At 71.9% G+C, this 22,300-nt stretch carries 18 protein-coding genes; 14 read left to right on the top strand and 4 right to left on the bottom strand.

Features of this window, described 5'->3' with window-relative positions:
- Nucleotides 1-178 precede the first annotated feature (178 nt).
- The 8 genes from ACZ5NW_RS02155 (at nt 179) to ACZ5NW_RS02190 (ending at nt 10,532) form a co-directional block, all read left to right on the top strand.
- Nucleotides 179-1,183 carry a sugar ABC transporter substrate-binding protein gene (locus tag ACZ5NW_RS02155; protein WP_468741780.1) on the top strand — a complete coding sequence of 335 codons (1,005 nt, stop codon included), beginning with the start codon at nt 179-181 and terminating at the stop codon, nt 1,181-1,183.
- Nucleotides 1,180-2,208 (top strand): ABC transporter permease, encoded by a 1,029-nt coding sequence (locus ACZ5NW_RS02160; RefSeq protein ID WP_468741781.1) that lies wholly within the window; start codon nt 1,180-1,182, stop codon nt 2,206-2,208. The genes ACZ5NW_RS02155 and ACZ5NW_RS02160 overlap by 4 nt, the downstream gene beginning before the upstream one ends.
- Nucleotides 2,205-2,975 carry an ATP-binding cassette domain-containing protein gene (locus ACZ5NW_RS02165; RefSeq protein ID WP_468741782.1) on the top strand — a complete coding sequence of 257 codons (771 nt, stop codon included), beginning with the start codon at nt 2,205-2,207 and terminating at the stop codon, nt 2,973-2,975. The genes ACZ5NW_RS02160 and ACZ5NW_RS02165 overlap by 4 nt, the downstream gene beginning before the upstream one ends.
- Nucleotides 2,976-3,044: 69 nt before the next feature.
- Nucleotides 3,045-4,190, top strand: coding sequence for an ROK family glucokinase (locus ACZ5NW_RS02170; protein WP_468741783.1), 1,146 nt, complete (start codon nt 3,045-3,047; stop codon nt 4,188-4,190).
- Entirely contained in the window at nt 4,187-4,780 is a 594-nt protein-coding gene (locus tag ACZ5NW_RS02175; protein WP_468741784.1) for a sugar kinase, read from the top strand. The genes ACZ5NW_RS02170 and ACZ5NW_RS02175 overlap by 4 nt, the downstream gene beginning before the upstream one ends.
- 118 nt (nt 4,781-4,898) lie before the next feature.
- Entirely contained in the window at nt 4,899-7,727 is a 2,829-nt protein-coding gene (locus ACZ5NW_RS02180; protein ID WP_468741785.1) for a DEAD/DEAH box helicase, read from the top strand.
- Between the two features lie 275 nt (nt 7,728-8,002).
- Nucleotides 8,003-9,886: an SWIM zinc finger family protein gene (locus ACZ5NW_RS02185; protein WP_468742959.1), complete on the top strand. Its 1,884-nt coding sequence runs from the start codon at nt 8,003-8,005 to the stop codon at nt 9,884-9,886.
- A gap of 157 nt (nt 9,887-10,043) precedes the next feature.
- Nucleotides 10,044-10,532, top strand: a complete 489-nt coding sequence (locus ACZ5NW_RS02190) for a GNAT family N-acetyltransferase (protein ID WP_468741786.1) — start codon at nt 10,044-10,046, stop codon at nt 10,530-10,532.
- A gap of 706 nt (nt 10,533-11,238) precedes the next feature.
- Here the strand turns inward: ACZ5NW_RS02190 and ACZ5NW_RS02195 are convergent.
- Both ACZ5NW_RS02195 and ACZ5NW_RS02200 read right to left on the bottom strand, forming a co-directional pair.
- Nucleotides 11,239-12,357 carry a fatty acid desaturase family protein gene (locus ACZ5NW_RS02195; RefSeq protein ID WP_468741787.1) on the bottom strand — a complete coding sequence of 373 codons (1,119 nt, stop codon included), beginning with the start codon at nt 12,355-12,357 and terminating at the stop codon, nt 11,239-11,241.
- A 7-nt stretch (nt 12,358-12,364) separates the two neighbouring features.
- The gene (locus ACZ5NW_RS02200) at nt 12,365-13,375 is read right to left on the bottom strand and encodes a ferredoxin reductase (RefSeq protein WP_468742960.1); all 1,011 of its coding nucleotides are present in this window, start codon (nt 13,373-13,375) and stop codon (nt 12,365-12,367) included.
- Between the two features lie 131 nt (nt 13,376-13,506).
- Between ACZ5NW_RS02200 and ACZ5NW_RS02205 the strand changes: the two genes are divergently transcribed.
- The 6 genes from ACZ5NW_RS02205 to ACZ5NW_RS02230 all read left to right on the top strand — a co-directional run bounded on the left by ACZ5NW_RS02205 (nt 13,507) and on the right by ACZ5NW_RS02230 (nt 19,404).
- Entirely contained in the window at nt 13,507-14,646 is a 1,140-nt protein-coding gene (locus ACZ5NW_RS02205; protein WP_468741788.1) for a PucR family transcriptional regulator, read from the top strand.
- Nucleotides 14,647-15,184: 538 nt separating this feature from the next.
- Nucleotides 15,185-16,498, top strand: a complete 1,314-nt coding sequence (gene pcaDC / locus ACZ5NW_RS02210) for a bifunctional 3-oxoadipate enol-lactonase/4-carboxymuconolactone decarboxylase PcaDC (protein WP_468741789.1) — start codon at nt 15,185-15,187, stop codon at nt 16,496-16,498.
- A 65-nt stretch (nt 16,499-16,563) separates the two neighbouring features.
- Nucleotides 16,564-17,199, top strand: a complete 636-nt coding sequence (locus ACZ5NW_RS02215; RefSeq protein WP_468741790.1) for an MBL fold metallo-hydrolase — start codon at nt 16,564-16,566, stop codon at nt 17,197-17,199.
- A gap of 30 nt (nt 17,200-17,229) precedes the next feature.
- A complete protein-coding gene (locus ACZ5NW_RS02220; RefSeq protein ID WP_468741791.1) occupies nt 17,230-18,009 on the top strand; it encodes an exodeoxyribonuclease III in 780 nt (259 codons plus the stop codon).
- A 91-nt stretch (nt 18,010-18,100) separates the two neighbouring features.
- Complete coding sequence (locus ACZ5NW_RS02225) at nt 18,101-18,535, top strand: DUF6278 family protein (protein ID WP_468741792.1); 435 nt, start codon at nt 18,101-18,103, stop codon at nt 18,533-18,535.
- A gap of 125 nt (nt 18,536-18,660) precedes the next feature.
- Entirely contained in the window at nt 18,661-19,404 is a 744-nt protein-coding gene (locus tag ACZ5NW_RS02230; RefSeq protein WP_468741793.1) for an amino acid ABC transporter ATP-binding protein, read from the top strand.
- A gap of 356 nt (nt 19,405-19,760) precedes the next feature.
- Here the strand turns inward: ACZ5NW_RS02230 and ACZ5NW_RS02235 are convergent, their stop codons facing one another.
- Nucleotides 19,761-21,326 carry an alpha/beta fold hydrolase gene (locus tag ACZ5NW_RS02235; protein ID WP_468741794.1) on the bottom strand — a complete coding sequence of 522 codons (1,566 nt, stop codon included), beginning with the start codon at nt 21,324-21,326 and terminating at the stop codon, nt 19,761-19,763.
- Between the two features lie 140 nt (nt 21,327-21,466).
- Nucleotides 21,467-22,219, bottom strand: a complete 753-nt coding sequence (locus tag ACZ5NW_RS02240; RefSeq protein ID WP_468741795.1) for a hypothetical protein — start codon at nt 22,217-22,219, stop codon at nt 21,467-21,469.
- Nucleotides 22,220-22,300: the final 81 nt, after the last annotated feature.

Consider the following 22,300-nt stretch of genomic DNA (forward strand, 5'->3'; position numbering starts at 1 on the left):
ATGCGACCGCGTCCCGGTCCCCGGTTACGTGCCGCATGTTCCGTGTGTTTGATACTGGGGCGTTTGCGCCTGGTGAGACCAGTGATGCGCAGACCAGCACGACAGGACCAGCACGAACAGATCACGGCACGCCGGAACGCAGCACGGCGGAGCACGGCAAGAAGGGCACGGCCTAGTAGTGGCACGGTTTCGGACCTGGGCGGGGATCGCGTTGGCGGGGGCACTGTGCGTGTCCCTGGCCGGGTGCAGCAGCACCGGAGGCAAGCGCGCGGAGGACGCCCGCAACGCCGCGGCGGCCCAGGGGCGGGCGGCGGTGACCACGCCCCGCTGGACGTTCGCCATGATCACCCACTCGGGTGACGGCGACACCTTCTGGGACATCGTCCAGAGCGGCGCCGAGCAGGCCGCCGTCAAGGACAACATCAACTTCCTCTACTCCCACGACGCCGAGGCCCAGCAGCAGGCCCAGCTCGTGGACGCGGCCGTCGACAAGAAGGTCGACGCCATCATCGTCACCCTCGCCAAGCCGGACGCGCTCAAGGCCGCCGTCGCGCGCGCCGAGAAGGCCGGCATCCCCGTGATCACGGTCAACTCCGGCTCCGCGGAGTCCCAGGCGTTCGGCGCCCTCACCCACATCGGCCAGGACGAGACGATCGCCGGCGAGGCCGTCGGCCAGGAGCTCAACGAGCGCGGCCGCAAGAAGGCCCTGTGCGTCCTGCACGAGCAGGGCAACATCGGCCACGAGCAGCGCTGCGACGGGGTCGCGAAGACCTTCACCGGCACGCTCCAGCGCCTCTACGTCAACGGCACCAACATGCCCGACGTGCAGTCCGCGATCGAGGCCAAGCTCCAGGCCGACCCCTCGGTCGACTCCGTCGTCACCCTCGGCGCGCCGTACGCCGACACCGCCGTGAAGGCCCGGCGGGGCGCGGGCAGCAAGGCCGAGATCGACACCTTCGACCTCAACGCCAAGGTCGCCGCCGGTCTGACGGACGGCACCCTCGGCTTCGCCGTCGACCAGCAGCCCTACCTCCAGGGCTACCAGGCCGTCGACCTGCTGTGGCTGTACAAGTACAACGGCGACGTCCTCGGCGGCGGCAAGCCCGTCCTGACCGGCCCGCAGATCATCACCAAGGACCAGGCCGCCGTGCTGGCCGCGTACACGCAGCGGGGCACCCGATGAGCGCCACCACTGAGGAAAGGTTTCTGCGGAGCTCGCCCCTGCGCCGGCTCCTCGGCCGTCCCGAGCTGGGCTCGGTGGTGGGCGCGATCGCCGTCTTCGCCGTGTTCGCGGTGGCCGCCGACAGCTTCCTGCGCCCCGCAAGTCTCAGCACGGTCCTCTACGCGTCCTCGACGATCGGCATCATGGCCGTGCCCGTCGCCCTGCTGATGATCGGCGGCGAGTTCGATCTCTCGGCGGGCGTCATGGTCACGTCGTCGGCGCTGATCTCGTCGATGTTCAGCTACCAGATGACGGCGAACGTCTGGGTCGGCGTGGGTGTCTCCCTGCTCGCCACCCTGGGAATCGGCGCCTTCAACGGCTTCCTGCTGACCCGCACCAAGCTGCCCAGCTTCATCATCACGCTGGGCACGTTTCTCATGTTGACCGGCATGAACCTCGGCTTCACCAAGTTGATCGACGGCACGGTGTCGACGAAGACCATTGCCGACATGGAGGGGTTCCCGACCGCTCATGACGTCTTCGCGTCAACGTTGACGATCGGTGACGTCGACATCAAGGTCACCATCCTGTGGTGGCTCGCCCTGGTCGCGCTCGCCTCCTGGATCCTGCTGCGCACGCGCGCGGGCAACTGGATCTTCGCGGTCGGCGGCAACCAGGACGCGGCCCGCGCGGTCGGCGTCCCCGTCGCCAGGACCAAGATCGGCCTCTACACGGGCGTGGCGTTCGGCGCCTGGATCTCCGGCCAGCACCTGCTGTTCTCGTACGACGTCGTCCAGTCCGGCGAGGGCGTCGGCAACGAGCTGATCTACATCATCGCGGCCGTCATCGGCGGCTGTCTGATCACCGGCGGCCACGGCAGCGCGGTCGGGTCCGCCGTCGGCGCGCTCCTGTTCGGCATGACCAGCAAGGGCATCGTCTTCGCCGAGTGGAACCCCGACTGGTTCACGTTCTTCCTCGGAGCGATGCTGCTCCTCGCGACCCTGCTCAACGCCTGGGTCCGCAAGCGTGCGGAGGCCGCCAAGTGACGCTCGTCGAGCTGACCGACGTCAGCAAGTACTACGGCACCGTCCGGGCCCTCGAAGGGGTCTCCCTCACGGTGCGCGCGGGCGAGATCACCTGCGTGCTGGGTGACAACGGCGCCGGTAAATCAACATTGATCAAGATGATCGCCGGACTGCACCGGCATGACGCCGGAGTGCTGCGCATCGATGGCGAGGAGACAAGGCTCTCCTCGCCGCGCGACGCCCTGGACCGGGGCATCGCCACGGTCTACCAGGACCTGGCGGTCGTCCCCCTGATGCCCGTCTGGCGCAACTTCTTCCTCGGCTCGGAACCGAGGAAGGGCGTGGGCCCCTTCCGGCGCATGGACGTCGACTTCATGCGCCGGACCACCCGCGCCGAGCTCCTGCGCATGGGCATCGACCTCCGGGACGTCGACCAGCCCATCGGCACGCTGTCGGGCGGCGAACGCCAGTGCGTGGCGATCGCGAGGGCGGTGTACTTCGGAGCCAAGGTGCTCGTCCTCGACGAGCCGACGGCCGCGCTGGGCGTGAAGCAGTCGGGGGTGGTCCTGAAGTACGTGGCGGCGGCGCGGGACGACGGCCTGGGTGTTGTGTTGATCACGCACAATCCGCACCACGCGTACCTGGTCGGAGACCGCTTCGTACTGCTTCGGCGGGGCACGATGGTGGGCGCTTACGAGCGGGACGACATCACGCTCGACGAGCTGACCAGGCAGATGGCGGGCGGCAGCGACCTGGACGATCTACGCCATGAGCTGCGGCGCGCCTGAGGGGCGCGGGGAACCACCGCGACGGCCGCAACGCACCCGCGGCCGACGACGGTGGCAGAATCGGCCCTGATGAGCACCTACCGCGACTTCAGCGCCCCCATCGGCTCCCGCCGGGCACCGGTCCGCACGGTCGGCACGCGGGAGCGCCGCTCCCACCTGACCGCACCCCGTGTGCCGACGGTCGGCATCGATATCGGCGGCACCAAGGTGATGGCGGGCGTGGTCGACGCCGACGGCAACATCCTGGAGAAGCTCCGCGCGGAGACCCCGGACAAGTCCAAGAGCCCCAAGGTCGTCGAGGACACGATCGTGGAGCTGGTGCTGGACCTGTCCGACCGCCACGACGTGCACGCGGTCGGCATCGGCGCGGCCGGCTGGGTCGACGCCGACCGCAACCGCGTCCTGTTCGCGCCGCACCTGTCGTGGCGCAACGAGCCCCTGCGCGACCGCCTCGCCAGCCGCCTGTCGGTGCCCGTCCTGGTCGACAACGACGCCAACACCGCCGCCTGGGCGGAGTGGCGCTTCGGCGCGGGCCGGGGCGAGGACCACCTCGTCATGATCACGCTGGGCACCGGCATCGGCGGCGCGATCCTGGAGGGCGGCCAGGTCAAGCGCGGCAAGTACGGCGTCGCGGGCGAGTTCGGCCATATGCAGGTCGTCCCCGGCGGACACCGCTGCCCGTGCGGCAACCGCGGCTGCTGGGAGCAGTACAGCTCCGGCAACGCGCTCGTCCGGGAGGCCAAGGAGCTGGCCGCCGCCGACTCGCCGGTGGCGTACGGGATCATCGAGCACGTCAAGGGCCAGATCGGTGACATCACCGGCCCGATGATCACCGAGCTGGCGCGCGAGGGCGACGCCATGTGCGTGGAGCTGCTCCAGGACATCGGCCAGTGGCTCGGCGTCGGCATCGCCAACCTCGCCGCCGCCCTCGACCCCTCCTGCTTCGTGATCGGCGGTGGCGTCTCCGCCGCCGACGACCTGCTGATCGGCCCCGCGCGGGACGCCTTCAAGCGCCATCTCACCGGCCGCGGCTACCGGCCCGAGGCCCGGATCGTGCGGGCCCAGCTCGGCCCCGAGGCCGGCATGGTCGGCGCCGCCGACCTGGCCCGGCTGGTCGCCCGCCGCTTCCGCCGCGCCAAGCGGCGCCGCGTCGAGCGGTACGAGCGCTACGAGCGCTTCACCGAGTCGCGCCGCACCACCCGGGACACCGCATGACCGCCTCACTGCCCCACCAGGCGGCACCCCCGGACGAGCCGTCCAAGCCTCCGGAGGACCGCCGGCACATGATCCGCCGCAGGGCCCTCACCCTGCTCATCATCGGACTGCTCATCGGCGTACCCGCCGGCTACCTGGTGATCTCCGCCGCGCAGAGCCGTGACAGCGGCAAGGACAAGGAGGCGAAGTACTCGGCGACCGGCCTGACCGAGGGCTGGCCGTCGAACGTGCAGCGCCGCCTCTACCAGGTGCCGATCCCGCACCCCTCGAACAAGGTCGCGTACTACGAGACCAACAACTGGAAGACCAGCCGGCTGTACGTGCAGTTCCAGACCACCCAGGCGGGACTGGACGAGTTCCTCGCCGGGCTGGGCTTCACCCGCGCCAACCTGAAGAAGGACGACATCACCATCAGCGAGCGGGACCGGAGCATCACCGGCTGGACCTTCTCGGGCCCCGGCGCCCGCCCCGGCGACTACTTCGGCGTCGTGCGCGAGCAGAAGAACCCGCAGCCCACCCAGGACGTCGTGGTGAACACCGGCAACCCCGTCTACCCGATGGTCTACGTCGTCTCGCGCACCGTTCCCTGACCGGCGCGGCAAAGCCGTCCGTACGGGCCCCGGCCGGTCACCGGGACCGATTGTCAGACCCCGCCCGTAGAGTCGAAGACGACTGATCGGGTCCTACGGGCGGGAGGTGAACAGAGGCATGAGCGACACGACCACGGCACAGCACGCGCAGGTCCCCGTGCGGCTCGCCGCCGTCTTCCTGCCCGCCGCCCTCCCGCGCGAGGGCCGTATCGCCTTCTGGGACCCCGAGGGCGCCCCCCTGCCCGCCGCACCCGACACCGAGCCCACCGAGCTGACGGTCGTACGGCCCCACGGGGTGGGCGTCCGACGCAAGCGGATCCCCGCGCTGACCCTGCCCCTCGACCGGGCGCTCCCGCTGCTCGTGCGCGCCCGGCGCGACCCGGCCGCCCACCCCGCCACCGCCTGCTGGGGCGCCGCCGCGCTGCACGCCCTGCGGCTCACCGCGCGCGGCCGGCTGCTGCCCGGCCTGACCCCCACCGGCCACGACGCCTGGCGGGCCGGCCCCCTCGACCCCGAGGACATCGCCCACCTGCGCGCGGTCGCCGCCGCCCTGCCGCACGAGGGCCACGCCGTGCCGCTGCCCGGCGCCGGCCCGCTCCGGCTGCCCCGCCCCGAGGCGCTGATGCGCGCCTTCCTGGACGCCGTCGCGGACACCCTGCCCCGCACCCCCGCCGCCCCGCACGCCGCCGGTAGGCCCTTCGCCGACCGCCGCCCCACCCGGCTGCCCGGCGCCCACGACTGGGCGGCCGAGGTCGCCGCCGGCATGGACGCGGGCGTGCGGATCTCGCTCCGCCTCGACCTCGCGGCGCACGACCTGTTCGACACCGACGGCGACGGGGTGCGCAGCGCGGGTGCCGCCGTCGTCCAGGTGCACAGCCTCGCCGACCCCACCCTCGTGGCCGACGCGGCGGCCCTGTGGGCGGGCGAGGCGGACGCCGTCTTCGGGCCCCGCGCGCGCGTGGACGCGGCCCTCGCCGTCCGCCGCGCCGCCCGCGTCTGGCCGCCCCTCGCCCGGCTCGCGGAGCAGGAGACGCCCGACGTGCTGGCCCTGTCCGCGGACGAGCTGGGCGACCTGCTCGGCGTCGCCGCGACCCGGCTCGCGGCGGCCGGAGTCGCCGTGCACTGGCCCAGGGACCTGGCCCAGGACCTCACCGCGACCGCCGTCGTCCGTCCCGCGCCCGGCTCGGCCACCGACGGCACCGGCTTCTTCGAGAGCGAGGAACTGCTGCGGTTCCGCTGGCAGCTGGCGCTCGGCGGCGACCCGCTCACCGAGGGCGAGATGGACGCCCTCGCCGAGGCCCACCGCCCGGTCGTCCGGCTGCGCGACCGCTGGGTGCTCGTCGACCCGGCCCTGGTCCGCAAGGCCCGCAAGCGCGAACTGGGCCTGCTGGACCCGGTCGACGCCCTCTCCGTCGCCCTCACCGGCGCCGCGGAGGTCGACGGCAAGACCGTCGAGGCCGTCCCGGAGGGCGTGCTGGCCGCACTGCGGGACCGGCTGACGGCCGGCGTGCACCCCGCCGAGCCGCCCGCCGGCCTGCGCGCGACCCTGCGCGACTACCAACTGCGGGGCCTGGCCTGGCTGGAGCTGATGACCGGCCTCGGCCTCGGCGGCTGCCTCGCCGACGACATGGGCCTCGGCAAGACGATCACCGTGATAGCCCTGCATCTCCGGCGGGCCCGCCCCGAGCCGACCCTGGTGGTCTGCCCGGCCTCCCTGCTCGGCAACTGGCAGCGGGAGATCGCCCGGTTCGCCCCCGGCGTCCCCGTCCGCCGCTTCCACGGCCCCGACCGCACCCTCGCCGATCTGACCGGCGGCTTCGTCCTCACCACCTACGGCACCCTGCGCTCGGCGGCCACGACGCTCGCCGACCGGACCTGGGGCATGGTCGTCGCCGATGAGGCCCAGCACGTGAAGAACCCGTACTCCGCGACGGCGAAGGCACTGCGCACCCTGCCCACGCCCGCGCGGGTCGCCCTGACGGGCACGCCCGTGGAGAACAACCTCTCGGAGCTGTGGGCCCTGCTCGACTGGACGACACCGGGGCTGCTGGGCCCCCTGAAGTCCTTCCGCGCCCGCCACGCGCGCGCGGTGGAGACGGGCGAGGACCCTGAGGCGGTGGAGCGCCTCGCCCGGCTGGTCCGCCCCTTCCTGCTGCGCCGCAAGAAGTCCGACCCCGGCATCGTGCCCGAGCTGCCGCCCAAGACCGAGACCGACCACCCGGTGCCCCTCACCCGCGAACAGGCCGCGCTGTACGAGGCGGTGGTGCGCGAGTCGATGCTGGCGATCGAGACGGCGGACGGGATCGCGCGGCGCGGACTGGTGCTGAAGCTGCTGGGCGCGCTGAAGCAGATCTGCGACCACCCCGCGCTGTATCTGAAGGAGGAGCACGCGGCCGGCACCGGCGACCGGCTCTCCGCCCGCTCGGGCAAGCTGGCGCTCCTGGACGAACTGCTGGACACCCTCCTCGCGGAGGACGGCTCCGCGCTCGTCTTCACCCAGTACGTCGGCATGGCCCGGCTGATCACCGCACACCTCGCCGCCCGAGCGATCCCGGTCGACCTCCTCCACGGCGGTACGCCGGTGGCCGAGCGGGAGCGCATGGTGGACCGCTTCCAGGACGGCACGACCCCGGTCCTCGTCCTCTCCCTCAAGGCCGCCGGCACCGGCCTGAACCTCACCCGCGCGGGCCATGTCGTCCACTTCGACCGCTGGTGGAACCCCGCGGTGGAGGAGCAGGCCACGGACCGCGCCTACCGCATCGGCCAGACCCAGCCCGTCCAGGTCCACCGCCTCATCACCGAGGGCACGGTGGAGGACCGCATCGCCGAGATGCTCGCCACCAAGCGGGCACTGGCGGACGCGATCCTCGGCTCCGGCGAATCGGCCCTGACCGAACTGACGGACCGCGAGCTGTCCGATCTGGTGTCGCTGAGGAGGGGGGAGTGATGGAGCGGCAGGAGTGGGAGTGGGAGGCGGTGCCTGGCAGGGGAGAGGGTGACACCGGGACACCGTCCGGGACGGCCGGGGCGGCGGGCGAGCCCGTTCGGGCGGAGGCGGAGCCGGGCTCGGAGGTGGCCGACAGCCCCGCTGACGCGGTGCGTCGGGCTCTACGGGTCGCGCGGGCGCGGGGGAACCGGCCGGAGCCGGCGCCGGAGGGGCCCCGGGAACGCGAGCCCCGCCCCGGCGACGCCGCCCGCGCGGCCCTGCGCCGGGCGAGCGAAATGCGGCGCGGGGAGGCTGCTGGGCGGGGTGATCTTGCCCAGCGCGGGGAGGCTGGCGGGCGACCCGAGGATGCCGGGTGCGGGGAGGTTGCAGGGTCAGACGAAGCCGGTGAGCGGGCCCGGGCCGTCGGGTCCGGTGAGGAAGGGGGCGTCCCGGACGGGGCGGGGCACGGTGCCGTGGTCGCGGACGGCGACGTCACCGTCGTAGAGGCGCGGCCGGCAGCCGGGGCGCGTCCCGGTGATGTCGCCCGGGAGGCGCTGCGTGCCGCCCGTGCCGATCTGCGGAAGGCGCGGGCCGAGGAGGAGGACGGGGGCGAGCGGCGGAGGCGTGGGGCCTCGCGAGCCGGGCGGTCCGGGCCGGGTGCCGTCCGGGGACGGGCCGGTGAGCGCGGGCACGATGTCCGTGGACGGGCGCGTGACTTGCGGGAGTTGATCGGCGACGCCTTCTCGATGCCGTCGGACGAGACGGACGTGGCGGACTTGTCCGAGCAGGCGGTGCCGGGGGACGCCGGTCCGCCGCACGGCGGTTCGCGGGGCGCCGTCGCCGACGACACAGCCGCAGCCGCCGCCGGTGTCGGCCCGGACGGACTCGTCGTCCCCGTGCCCCCGCGCGTGCCCGGTTCCATGGGGGCGCCCTCCCGGGACGGAGATCTCCGTCGTACGTTCCCCGCTTTCCCCGCCCTCCCCGCCGGGGCCGGCACCGCCGAGACCTGGTGGGGCAACGCCTGGATCACCGCGCTCGAAGCGGGCGCGCTCGACTTCAAGCGGCTGGGCCGGGGCCGTAGTTACGCCGAGCGTGGGCAGGTCGACGCCATCACCGTGACGCCGGGGCTGGTGCTCGGCTACGTGCGCGGCAGCCGCCCCCGGCCCTACCGCGTGCAGGTACGGCTGCGCACGCTCGACGACGCCGCCTGGGAGCGGTTCCTGGACGCCGCCGTCGAGCGGCCGGGGCACATCGCCGCGCTGCTCGACAAGGAGATGCCCGAGACCCTCGCCGACTGCGGTGTCCCGCTGCTGCCGGGCCCCGGCGACCTGGACCCGCACTGCAGCTGCCCCGACCGCGGCCATCCCTGCAAGCACGCCGCCGCCCTGTGCTACCAGACCGCGCGGCTGCTCGACGCCGACCCCTTCGTCCTGCTCCTGCTGCGCGGCCGCGGCGAGCGCGAGCTGCTCGACGCCCTCTCCCGGCGCAATGCCGCCCGTGCGGCCCGCGCCGCGCAGGAGCGGGAGCCGGAGCCCCTGCCCGGCGTGCGCGCCGCCGACGCCCTCGCCGCGCGCGGGCTCCCGCCCCTGCCCGCCCCCTTGCCGTCGCCCGCGCACCCCGAGCAGCCCCCGGCCTACCCCGCCGTGCCGGGCGGCCCGGACTCCTTCGCGCTCGACCAGCTCGCCACGGACGCGGCGGCCCGCGCCCACGCCCTCCTGGCCACCGGCCGGGACGAGATCGGTGAACTCACCCTGTGGCAGGACGCGGTACGGCTCGCCGCCGCCCGCCCGGGTGCCGGGCTGACCGCGGCGACCCGCGCGCTGTACTCCTCGCTCACCTCCGCCGCCGACCGCACCCCCGGTGACCTGGCGCGCGCGGTCGCTGCCTGGCGGCAGGGCGGCCCCGACGGGCTCGCCGTGCTCGAAGAGCCCTGGGACCCGCCCGCCGGCCGCTTCGACCGGGCCCGGCCGCTGCTCCTCGCCGCCGACCTGCCCGCCTTCCGCCCCTGGCGCAACCGACTCACCCACCCCCGCGGTCACGTCCAACTCCGGCTGGGCCGGGACGGGTTGTGGTACGCGTACGAGTCGGAGCCCGGCCAGGACGACTGGTGGCCCCGCGGCACCCCCGACCCGGACCCGGTGGGCGCCCTCACCGGCCTGGGCGGCCCCGGCGACCCGTGACACCGCATGTGACCAAGATCGGCAACCGCATTCATGCCCGCGCCCTGAACCAGGCAGCCGCCCCTGTCCGGCCGACCCGGTGGAGCGGTGCGGGAACGCCTGCCCGAGCAGCCGACCCGCCGCAGGAAGGCACTCACCAGTGCGCAATACTCTCCCGATGAGTTCACGCACTTCCCCGATCAGCCAGCCGATCACGATTCGGAGGGCCGTCGCGCGGGATGCCAAACGGCTCACGCGGCTCGTGCGTGGCTCAAGCGCCTACGAGGGTAAGTACGCATCCGCAGTCGCGGGCTACCGGGTCGGTCCTGATTACATCGAGGCCCACCGCGCCTTCGTGGCCGTCGGCGCCGATGAGCCCGGAGGCCGGGTCCTCGGATTCTACTCGCTCGTCCTGGCGCCACCGGAGCTCGACCTGCTGTTCGTCGCCGACGATGCGCAAGGGCGGGGTATCGGACGGCTGCTCGTGGCGCACATGCAGTCCGAGGCCCGTGCCGCCGGGCTCGACCGTGTCAAGGTCGTGTCGCATCTTCCCGCCGAGGACTTCTACCGCCGCGTCGGTGCGGTGCGGATCGGGACCGCGTTCGCGAACCCGCCCGCCGTGCTGTGGGACCGTCCCGAATTCGAGTTTCGCGTGTCTTCGGAATGACGCGGTGTGCCGGTTGGCGAGGCACCGGCTTCGCTGCGTGGTGGCCGGCTTGCAGGAGCCAGCGGTCTGCCACCCAAGGCCCCGGACGTCCCACGCCAGGGCCTGGGCGGGATCTTCAGAGAGATCTGCCAGGTGGTGAGCGAGAGAGCAGCGGTGAAGCGGGTCGCCCGTGACACCGACCGCGGACCATAGGGTCGGCGACCGCGGCCCGCATGTCATCGCCGTTGACCGTGCCGCCCATGTCTGCCCCGGTGGTTCGGTCGGCACCAGGGTTCGGGTGGAGAGCCGGTATCGGTCAGTCGCGGTCAGGGTGACCGCCTCATGACTCGCCTCGATACGCAGGCGGCACGTTCCCGAGCGCGGACTTGATGACAGCAGCCTTCTGCCGTGCGGCCGCCGCGTCTCCCGCGACCTTCGATACATGCTCATCGAGCAGCCGGGATACCTCGGGCGACCGGCGCGGCTTCGGGCCCTTCGACTGCGAGTTCGTGGCGGTCGACGTCGCAAGCCAGTGGCGAGCGCTGCGCCGGGCATCCCGCAGCGCCTCCAGCAGCTGACCTGCCGCCCGAGCAGCAACATGACGGCCACGGGCATCAGAAACGCGGACAGCCCGGTGTACCGGCCAAGGGAGGCAGGAGAGCCCACTTCTGGAGCCTGCGGACAAGGGCGCCTGACCTCGGGTTCGTGAGCCAGGCGCTTGTAACACTCAGGCGGCGACGAGCTCCTGCTCACGGTCCGGCGTCTTGACCTCGGGCTTCTTGTTCGGCAGCGAGAGTCGGAAGACCTTGCGCCACGCTGAGAACACCTGTTTGGGCAGCGGTCCGGTGACGTACTCCAGCTCGTACTTCTCGAACAGCGCGCGCACCTTCACCGCGACCTCGGCGTACCGGTTGCTCGGCAGGTCCGGGAAGAGGTGGTGCTCGATCTGGTGCGAGAGGTTGCCGGTCATGAAATGCATGGCCTTGCTGCCGCTGATGTTCGCCGAGCCCATCATCTGGCGCAGGTACCACTCGCCGCGCGTCTCGCCGTTGATCGACCGGCGCTCGAAGACCTGTACGCCCTCGGGGAAGTGCCCGCACATGATCACGGAGTGGGACCAGATGTTGCGGACCAGGTTCGCGGTGAAGGTGGCGGCGAGCGTGGGGAGGAAGGACGGGCCCGAGAGCAGCGGGTGGACCACGTAGTCCTTGAGTACCTGCTTGCGGATCTTGCGGCCCACGGCCCTGGCCCGCGCGCGGAACTCCGGGTTCTTGCGGCGGCGCTTGTTCAGGTTCTTGCCGAGCTCCAGGTCGTACGCTGCGATGCCGTACTCGAAGAAGCAGGCGTTGATGAAGTTCCACAGCGGCTGGCCGAGGTGGAAGGGGTGCCACTTCTGGTCCTCGTCGACGCGCATGATGCCGTAGCCGAGGTCGTTGTCCTTGCCGATCACGTTGGTGTACGTGTGGTGCAGCTCGTTGTGCGAGTGCTTCCACTGGTCGGCCGGCGAGACGTGGTCCCATTCCCAGGTGGTGGAGTGGATCTTCGGGTCCCGCATCCAGTCCCACTGGCCGTGCAGGATGTTGTGGCCGATCTCCATGTTGTCCATGATCTTCGCCACGGACAGCCCGGCGGTGCCGATCAGCCACGCGGGCGGGAACATCGAGAACAGCAGCACGCCTCTGCTGACCAGTTCGAGCTTGCGCTGCGCGGCGATGACCTTACGGATGTAGGCGGCGTCCTTCTCGCCGCGGCTGGCGATCACCTCGTCGCGGATCGCGTCCAGCTCGCGGCCGAGCTCCTCGATCTGCTCCGCGGTCAGGTGGGCGGTGGGGTCGATGGCGGTCAAACTGTTCCTACCGTTCGATGTCGCAGGGGCCCGCCGCGGCGGACACGCAGGTCTGGATGAGGACACCCGGCTCGGCCTCGGTGATCTCGCCGGTGCGCAGGTCGCGGACGGCGCCCGCCTTGAGTGGCGAGACGCAGCCGAAGCAGATGCCCATACGGCACCCGGAGGGCATGAGCACGCCGGCCTCCTCGCCGACGTCCAGCAACGGCGTGGCGCCGTCCGCGTCGACGGTCCTGCCGGTGGCGCTGAACGTGACCTCGCCGCCGTCACCGGCGACGACGATGCCGGGGCGGAAGCGTTCGGTGTGCAGGCGCTCGGGGACGCCGTGCTCGCTCCAGTGCTTCTCGGCGGCGTCGAGCAGCCCCGCGGGCCCGCAGGCCCAGGTCTCGCGTTCGGCCCAGTCGGGGACGAGCTCGTCGAGGCGGGCGATGTCGAGCACGCCGTCCGTGTCGGTGTGCACCTCGGTGAGCCGCAGCTTCTTGTTCGCGACCAGGTCGTGCAGTTCGGAGCGGAAGATCACGTCCTGCGGCTGTGGCGCGCAGTGGACCATGACGACGTCGTCGAACTCGGTGTCGCGCAGCATGCCCATCACGGGCGTGATGCCGCTGCCCGCCGTCAGGTAGAGCACCTTGGCGGGCTTGGCCCGCGGCAGCACGAAGTCTCCGGTCGGCTGGTCGAGCTGGATCAGCGTGCCCGGTTTCGCCCTGCGGACCAGGTGGTTGCTGACCTTGCCGTCCGGGATCGCCTTCACGGTGATCGTGACGCGGCCGTCCTGGCGGTTCGTCGGCGAGGTGAGGGAGTAGGCACGCCACAGGCGCACGCCGTCGACGTCGACCCCGATCCGCACGTACTGGCCGGCCGTGTGACCGCGCCACCCCCGTCCCGGCCTGATCACGATGGTCGCGGCGTCACCCGTCTCGGGGTGCACGGCCTCGATGCGCCCACGCAGGTCAGCGCCCGCGCGCAGCGGGCTGACCAAGTCGAGGTAGTCCGACGGCAGCAGCGGCGTCGTGACCATCTCCAGCAGTTTCCACGCCCTGCTGCGCAGGGCCGTACTCTTCATGACTCCAGCTTGCTGCGCTCAGGGCGTAAAGTCCTGACCGCAGGACGTAAATCTGGCCGGCTGAATTGTTCGCGGGGAACAAAAACATGAGTCATGCAATCCGGAGGGCCAGCGAACTGAACCTGGATGAGACGACGGTCACCGTACTGAGGGCCGCGCTGAAGACCACCGCCGACGAGGTCGTCCAGGCGATCATCGACGAGGTCCCTCCCTACACCAACGCCCTTTCGGGCCACATGGGCGCCACCATCCGCCGAGCCGTCCGCACCGCCCTGGGGCACTACCTGGACCTCGCGAGCGGGAACGCCACGGGCGGCGACGCCGGTGACGCGGCCTACGAGCTGGGCCGGGGCGAGGTCCGCGACGGCCGTTCGATGGACGCCCTGCTCAGCGCCTACCGCGTCGGCGCCCGCGTGGCCTGGCGCTGCCTGGCGGCGGGTGCGGTACCCGCGGGTCTGCCCGCCGCCGAGGTCGCCAAGTTCGCCGAGCTGACCTTCGCCTACATCGACGAGCTCTCCGCCGCGAGCGCCGCGGGCCACGCCGACGAACTGGCCGCCCGGGGCAGGGCCCACGAGCGCCACCTGGAACACCTGGCCCGCGACGTCCTCGCCGGCGCGAGCCCGGACGTGCTGCTGGCCTCTGCTCAACGGGCCGGGTGGCAGCCTCCGGATTCGCTGACCGCGGTCCTGCTGCCCGCCGCCCAGGCCCGGCCTGCCTACCGCGCGCTCGACCCGAGCACCCTCGTCCTCGACGATCTGCCGGACGCCACCGGTGTGCTGCTCGTCCCCGATGCCGACCGGTCACATCTCCTGCGGCAGCTGACCGACCGCACCGCCGTGGTCGGCCCGGCCCGGCCATGGACTCGTGCGTCCGCCTCGTACGCACGAGCCCTACGCGCGCGCTCCCTCTCCTCTGACATCCGCGACACCGAGGACCACCTGCCCGAGCTGGTGCTGAGCGCCGACGTTGACGCGTTCGCGGACCTGCGTGCCCGAGCCCTCGCACCTTTGCGGACCTTGCCTGTCGCGACCGCACGGCGGCTGGAGGAGACGTTGCGGGCGTGGCTGCTGCACCAGGGCAGGCGGGACGAGGTGGCGGCGGCGTTGTTCGTCCATCCCCAGACAGTCCGGTACCGGATGTCGCAGCTGCGGGAGCTGTTTCCGGATCTCGCATCGCCACACCGGGTCCTTGAACTGACGCTGGCGGTCGGTCTTCGGGCCGGTTGACGCCTACTTCGACCGTCCACGAACTCCCGGCGGATCCCGGCATCGTTCCACCACGAGTCGCCCACCTGCCGATCCGCCAGGCCCGCGTCTCGCACGACCGTGTGCGTACGGTGCTCACGTATTGGGTCAGTCGGGCGGCGTGGCGCCATGCCGCTTCCTGGGCTTCGAGGTGCCGGACGCGGTACGCCTCCGCGTACCGGATGCGGGCTTGTCCCATGGCGGCTTCCCAGCGGATGCGCTTCTGGCGTGCCGCTTCGGCCTCGTCCGCCTGACCCAGCTCGTCGAACACCACGCCCCACAGCTACTGGCCCCGGACAGCGCAGTCACCTTGCTGATCACCATGGGAGACAACCCCGAGCGGCTGAACACCGAGGCATCCTTTGCTGGGCGAACGCGGTCCTCCACCGCATCGTGTTCACCCGTCTGCGCCACGACCCGCGCACGCAGGCGTACTTCGCACACCGCACGCAGGAGAGCAAGACCGGTATCCAGCGTCCCCTGTTATAGGGCGTCCGTGAGACGTGAGAAGGTCTGGGGCGTGAGTGAGACACCACCGAACACCCTGCAATACCGCTTTGACGGACCAGAAGACGCTCCGGTTCTGATCCTGGGTCCCTCACTGGGTACCACATGGCACATGTGGGACCGTCAGGTCCCCGAGCTGGCCCAGCAGTGGCGGGTCTTCCGGTTCGACCTGCCGGGCCACGGCGGTGCCCCCGCGTATCCGGCGGGCTCCGTCGCCGAGTTGACCGCGCGGCTGCTGGCCACTCTCGACGGCCTCGGGGTGCAGCGTTTCGGCTACGCCGGCTGCGCGCTCGGCGGTGCCGTCGGCGTCGAGCTGGCCCTGCGTCACCCGGAGCGCCTCGCCTCGCTGGCGCTGATCGCCGCCTCCCCCCGCTTCGGCACCGCCGACGAGTTCCGCCAGCGCGGCGTCATCGTCCGTACCAACGGACTGGACCCGATCGCCCGCACGGCGCCCGACCGCTGGTTCACCGGCGGGTTCGCGGCCGCGCAGCCCGCGATCACCGACTGGGCGGTGCAGATGGTGCGCACCACCGACCCCGGCTGCTACATCGCCGCGTGCGAGGCGCTCGCCGCGTTCGACGTGCGGCCCGAGCTGGGCATGGTCGGCGTGCCGACGCTGGTGCTGGTCGGCTCCGAGGACCAGGTCACCGGCCCCGCCGAGGCCCGCACCCTGGTCGCCGGCATCCCGGACGCCCGCCTCGCCGTCGTCCCGGGCGCCTCGCACCTGGTCCCCGTGGAACAGCCCGCCGCCGTCACCGATCTGCTGGTGCGGCACTTCTCCACGGCCTGGCAGCCCGCCTACGACAGCAGCACCGGGCAGACGGTCCTGCCCGGCCTCGCCGCCCCGCCCGCCCGACCCGTCGCGGCGGTGGTGCCGCCGCAGCCGGTCGCGCCGATCGCGGAGATCGCGCCCATCCCCGTCGAGCCGCCGTCCGCGCCGGGCCGCCCCGATCCGTACGACGCGGGGCTGAAGGTGCGCCGGGAGGTCCTCGGCGACGCCCATGTCGACCTGGCGCTCTCCCAGGCCGACGACTTCTCCGGGGACTTCCAGGAGTTCGTCACCCGGTATGCCTGGGGCGAGGTCTGGGACCGCCCCGGCCTCGACCGCCGCTCGCGCAGCTGTGTCGCGCTCACCGCGCTGGTCGCCGGCGGCCACCTGGAGGAGCTCGCCTTCCACGTCCGCGCCGCCCTGCGCAACGGCCTCACCCCGGACGAGATCAAGGAGGTGCTGCTGCAGGCGGCGGTGTACTGCGGCGTACCGGCCGCGAACAGCGCGTTCCGGGTGGCACAGCAGGTCATCCGCGAGGAGACCACCCCCCAGGAGTGAGCGCCCCCCGAGCCCAGGGACCCCCGGATCGAGCGCCCCACGCGCGCGGGCGTCAGGATGGAGCCATGAAGCTCACGAAGATGTCGCACGCGTGCGTGCGCCTGGAGAAGGACGGGCGCACGCTCGTTCTCGACCCGGGCGTGTTCAGCGAGGAGGACGCCGCCCTCGGAGCGGAGGCCATCCTGGTCACGCACGAGCACCCCGACCACTTCAGCGAGGAGCGGCTGCGGGCCGCCCTGGACGCGAACCCGGCCGCCGAGATCTGGACGCTGCGCTCGGTCGCGGAGAAGATCGCGGCGGCGTTCCCGGGCCGGGTGCACACCGTCGGCCACGGCGACACGTTCACCGCCGCCGGCTTCGACGTCCAGGTCCACGGCGAACTGCACGCGGTGATCCACCCGGACATCCCGCGCATCACCAACGTCGGCTACCTGATCGACGGCGGCCGGGTCTTCCACCCCGGTGACGCGCTCACCGTCCCCGACCGGGCAGTCGAGACGCTGATGCTCCCGGTGATGGCCCCCTGGAACAAGATCTCCGAGGTCATCGACTACGTCCGCGAGGTCCGGCCGCAGCGCGCGTACGACATCCACGACGCCCTGCTCACCGACCTCGCCCGCCCGATCTACGACAACCAGATCGGCGCCCTCGGCGGAGCGGAGCACCTGCGGCTGGCGCCCGGCGAGGCCACGGTCCTGTGAGTGTCAGTGGTGCCCGGTAGGTTGTGAGGCATGCGCATCGCGACCTGGAACGTGAACTCGATCACCGCACGCCTGCCGAGGCTGCTGGCCTGGCTGGAGAGCAGCGGCACCGATGTGCTCTGCCTTCAGGAGGCCAAGATCGCCGAGGACCAGTTCCCGGTCGACCAGCTCCGCGACCTGGGCTACGAGGCGGCGGTGCACGCGACCGGCCGGTGGAACGGGGTGGCGGTGCTCTCCCGCGTGGGCCTCGCGGACGTCGTCAAGGGCCTGCCGGGCGACCCGGGCTTCGACGGCTCCGTGGAGCCCCGCGCCATCTCCGCGACCTGCGGCCCGGTCCGCGTCTGGTCGGTCTACGTGCCGAACGGGCGGGAGGTGGACCACCCGCACTACGCCTACAAGCTCCAGTGGTTCGAGGCCCTGAAGGCGGCCGTCGCGGGCGACGCCCGGGGCAGCCGCCCCTTCGCCGTCCTCGGTGACTACAACGTGGCGCCGACGGACGACGACGTCTTCGACGTGGCCGCCTTCGAGGGCGCCACCCATGTCACCCCCGCCGAGCGTGCCGCCCTCGCGTCCCTGCGCGAGGCCGGTCTGTCCGACGTGGTGCCGCGCCCGCTGAAGTACGAGCACCCGTTCACGTACTGGGACTACCGCCAGCTCTGCTTCCCCAAGAACCGCGGCATGCGCATCGACCTGGTCTACGGCAACGCGGCCTTCGCCGGGGCCGTCAAGGACGCCTACGTCGACCGCGAGGAGCGCAAGGGCAAGGGCGCCTCGGACCACGCGCCGGTGGTCGTCGACCTCGACGTCTAGGGCCTGATCCGCCGGACAGGCCCTGGGGCGCCCCGGGAACGGGCCCGCGCGCCTGTGGTGTGCGCGGTGGTGCGAGTGTCACGCTGGGTCCATGGACATCCCCTTCCTGGACAGGTGGCGCAAACGGCACGACGCCGGCGCCGCGGTCGCGATGTTCCCCGACGGCGACGAGGGCGGCTACGCCGAGCTGTTCGCCGAGTGCGAGCTGCTGCGCTCGCTGGCGGGCCGGGAGGGCGTCCGACTCGACGACACCCCCGCCTCCTTGGAGGCCCTGGACCAGCTGAAGCCGCGCTGGCGCGACGACGAGGACGTGCTGCCCTGGCTCGGCAACGACGCGGGCTTCTATCTGGGCACCGTCGTCGTGCGGACCGTCCCGGGCGCCGGCTGGCGCGTCCTGTCCGGCGGGCGCCCCGCGGTCCGGCTCGCGTCGGGCCGGCACGTGGACGTGCTCGCCGACGGCCAGGCGTGGGCCGCCAGCGGCGTCCCCGAGCTGTACCAGGTGTACGCGGAGATCGCCGAGACATGAGTCCCCGGCCCACCCGCGGCTTAAATACGGCTAATGCCCGAAAAGTGCGTGTCGTCCCCCCTGTCGATGCGGGGCTGGATAGTTTGCGGCAACCACGACACAGCTGAAAGTGAGTAGGGCTGCGTATGGCCGTCGAGCCGCTGATCGAGCTGCGTGACGTCAACAAGCACTTCGGGGAACTGCATGTCCTGCAGGACATCGACCTCACCGTCGGCAAGGGGGAGGTGGTCGTCGTCATCGGCCCGTCGGGGTCGGGGAAGTCGACCCTGTGCCGGGCGATCAACCGGCTGGAGCCCATCGACTCCGGCACGATCCTGCTCCAGGGCGAGCCGCTGCCCGCGGAGGGCAAGGAGCTGGCCCGGCTGCGCGCCGAGGTCGGCATGGTCTTCCAGTCGTTCAACCTCTTCGCCCACAAGACGGTCCTGCAGAACGTCTCGCTCGGCCAGATCAAGGTCCGCGGCCGCAAGAAGGAAGAGGCCGACAGGCGTTCGCGCGAGCTGCTCGACCGGGTGGGCGTGGCCAACCAGGCCGACAAGTTCCCCGCGCAGCTCTCCGGCGGCCAGCAGCAGCGTGTGGCCATCGCCCGCGCCCTGGCCATGGGCCCCAAGGCGATGCTCTTCGACGAGCCGACCTCCGCCCTCGACCCGGAGATGATCAATGAGGTGCTGGAGGTCATGCGTCAACTGGCCCAGGAGGGCATGACGATGGTCGTGGTCACCCATGAGATGGGCTTCGCCCGCTCGGCCGCCAACCGCGTGGTCTTTATGGCCGACGGCCGCATCGTCGAGGACCGCTCACCCGACGAGTTCTTCACCCACCCCAGCAGCGAGCGTGCCCGGGACTTCCTCTCCAAGATCCTCAAGCACTAGCGGGGGACCCGCGCGTCATGCTCCGTTCCTTACGCGTGCCCCGCGCCAGGACGACCAGCGACCGCCGTCGACCCGTCATCCGGGCCCCGGTGCCGGGAAGTTCGGCAAGTACCGCCCCCCGATGGACAGTTGACCGATCACCGCCCCACCGCCCCGGCGGTGCGTCCGGGGTCGCCGGGGCCCGCCGGTCACGGAGATCGCCCGGGGCGGGTCCCTCGCGGCGGCCCTCGACTAGGATGGGCCGTTCATCCCTGGGGTGAAGGCGGGCCGCCCGGCCCGCCGCGGGAGGCGCACCGCGGGGGACGCTGCCACGGCAGTTCACCAGAGCCCTACCCGCCCGGCCGCGCGGCCGGAGATCACTGCTCGCGCAGGGGGACCGTCAGATACGACGGGTCGTCCGCCGGTGAGGAGAAGGTCAGCCGCGCGCCGGACGGGTTGTGCTCGACGTAGAGCGGGTCGACCGTGTCGACCACCACCGCCAGCCGATGTCCCGCCGGCACGTCGTACGCCGTGGCGAACAGATCCAGGTCCACCCCGAACGCCCGGCCCGGCGTGCGGTCGTGGAAGGTGTAGGGCGCGTTGGTGACCAGCTTGCCGAGTCCCAGCGGGCCGACGTCGTACAGGTACGCCACGAAGGTGCCGCTCTCCGCGGTGGGGGTGAGCGTGGTGTGCAGCCTGGCCGTCCCGCGGATGTGCTGCGCGCTCGCGTACGCCCCCGACTGCCACACGGCCGTCCACCAGCGCGGCAGCAGGGGGATCGAGGCGACCGGGGGGATGCGGGCGACCTGGTCGAGGATGCTGGAGAGGAAGACGGTCCCGCCGTCCGCGCCCGAGTCGACGTTGGTGCGGATCGTGGTCGAGCCGCCGAGGGCGATCTTGCGGGAGGTCGCGGCCACCGACTTCCAGTCCGGGTAGCCCTCGTAGGCTCCTCCTGTACGGGACTTGAGCTGCACCGGCGGTTCCTGGTCGATGCCGTTGCGTTCGCCCTTGAGGTAGCGGTCGAACCAGCGTCCGGTGTCGGTCCACACGTCGTTGGTGAGGCCGAAGAGCCCGGTGAGTTCGGCGGTCGCGTGGTCGCCGGGGCGGAATGCGAGGCGCTTGGGGACCGTCAGCTTCTCGTAGAAGTCGGCGTACTGGTCGGGCGGGAAGATCGTGTCGCCCCAGGCGTTGGCGAGCAGGACCGCCGGGCCGTTCTGGTTGAGCTGGTCCAGGTAGGTGGCGACGGATCGTTTCCGCCCCCAGTCGATCATGTCCTGTTCCCGGGACAGGTTGGAGGCGTAGAAGTCCCGGAAGACCTGCTTGGCCTCGTCGCTCTCGCGGCCGGTGCCACCGCCGACGAAGTCCAGCACGCCGGCGGCCTGGACGTGCTGGGTGCGCCCGGAGTAGATGGAGCCGATCAGGTCCGCCCAGCCGCTGAGCGCCGCGACGGCCTTGATGCGCCGGTCGTGCGCGGCGGCGAGCAGGCTGATGCCGGCGCCGTAGGAGACGCCGCCCATGCCGATGTGCCCAGGATCCGTGGGGGTGTTGGCGAGCGCCCAGTCGACGACCTTGGCGGCGTCGGCCACATCGGGCGGGCCCGCCACTTCTATCGTGCCGCCGGACTGCCAGAAGCCGCGCACGTTGTAGGTGAGCACGACGTACCCCGAGTCGGCGAGTCTCTGCGCCTGGGCGAGATATTCGACCTGGGGGAAGCCCCAGCTCGTGGGGAACACGATGAGCGGGTAGCGGTGGGTGCCGTCGGCGCCGGCGGGGGTGACGACGTTCGCCTTCAGGGTGGTGCCGCCGTAGCCGGCGATGTCGACGAAGCGGACGCTGTTCGGCGTGGCCTGTGCGGCGGGGGCCGCGCCGAGGACGCCACCCGCGATCAGGGTCGCGGAGACGGCGCCCACGGCGGTCGTACGCAGGGTGCTGCGGTGTCCCACGGTCACTCCTCACTCGTGTCACCGCCCGGGGGCGGTGCTCGTGTCAGTGCAAAGTGACCCGACGGTAACCTGAGCGCCTTACCGTAAGTAACCCGCCGGTAAGTTACGCCGTAGTAACGATTGTTGGGGCGTGGGTGAATTCAGGACGCGCGATGCGAGGCCGGCGCCGGAGCCGGCAGCGGTGCCTGGGCCGCGCGCGTCACGTCCGCGACCAGTTCCACCACATCGGGGCCGTACGCCTGCGAGTTGACCACCTTTAGCAGCAGTACGAAGGAGTTGTGGCCGTGCTTGCGCGCCAACCGCTCGTGATGGCGGGCGAGATAGCGCGTCGCCGCCTGGTTGGTGATCGCCCGCTGCCCGCAGAACAGGAACACCGGCCGCGCCTCGCGCCGCCCGCCGACGGTGAGCCGGGCCAGCAGCACGTACTCGGTGACGCCCGGCTCCATGCGGTAGCGGTCGCCGCCGATCTGGAACGCCCCCCGGTCCGGGCCCGGTTCCGGATCGATGTTGACCCGGACGCCCGGCAGCATCGCCGACATGTGCGCCAGCATCCGCCGGTTCGAACCGGGCCCGCCGACACAGAACTCGGTGCGCTCGCCGAACCCCTGCTGCACGGTGTCCTGGGTGACCATCTGCACATGCGCCCCGCACTCCTTGATCAGCGCGGCGAGCTCCAGCAGCGCGAACACGTCGAAGCGGTGCACCGCCGGTTCGGAGGTGGCCGGATCGCGATTGACGACGAGCAGCGACTCGGAGTTCTCCGGCAGCCCGAAGAACGCCTGCTTGCGGCGGAGTTTGCGCCGCCAGAGATACGTACGGGCGAGCCAGCCCAGCGCGGCGCTGATGCCCGCCGCCACCACGCCCAGGACGATGTTGCGCACGTCGTCGTTCATGGGCGCGCATGCTAGCGGGCACGGAGGGCCGAGGCGTACCCGTGTTCGACGTGTGACAGTCGTACGACACTGCCCGGTTGG

The organism is Streptomyces sp. NPDC032126, assembly GCF_055580085.1.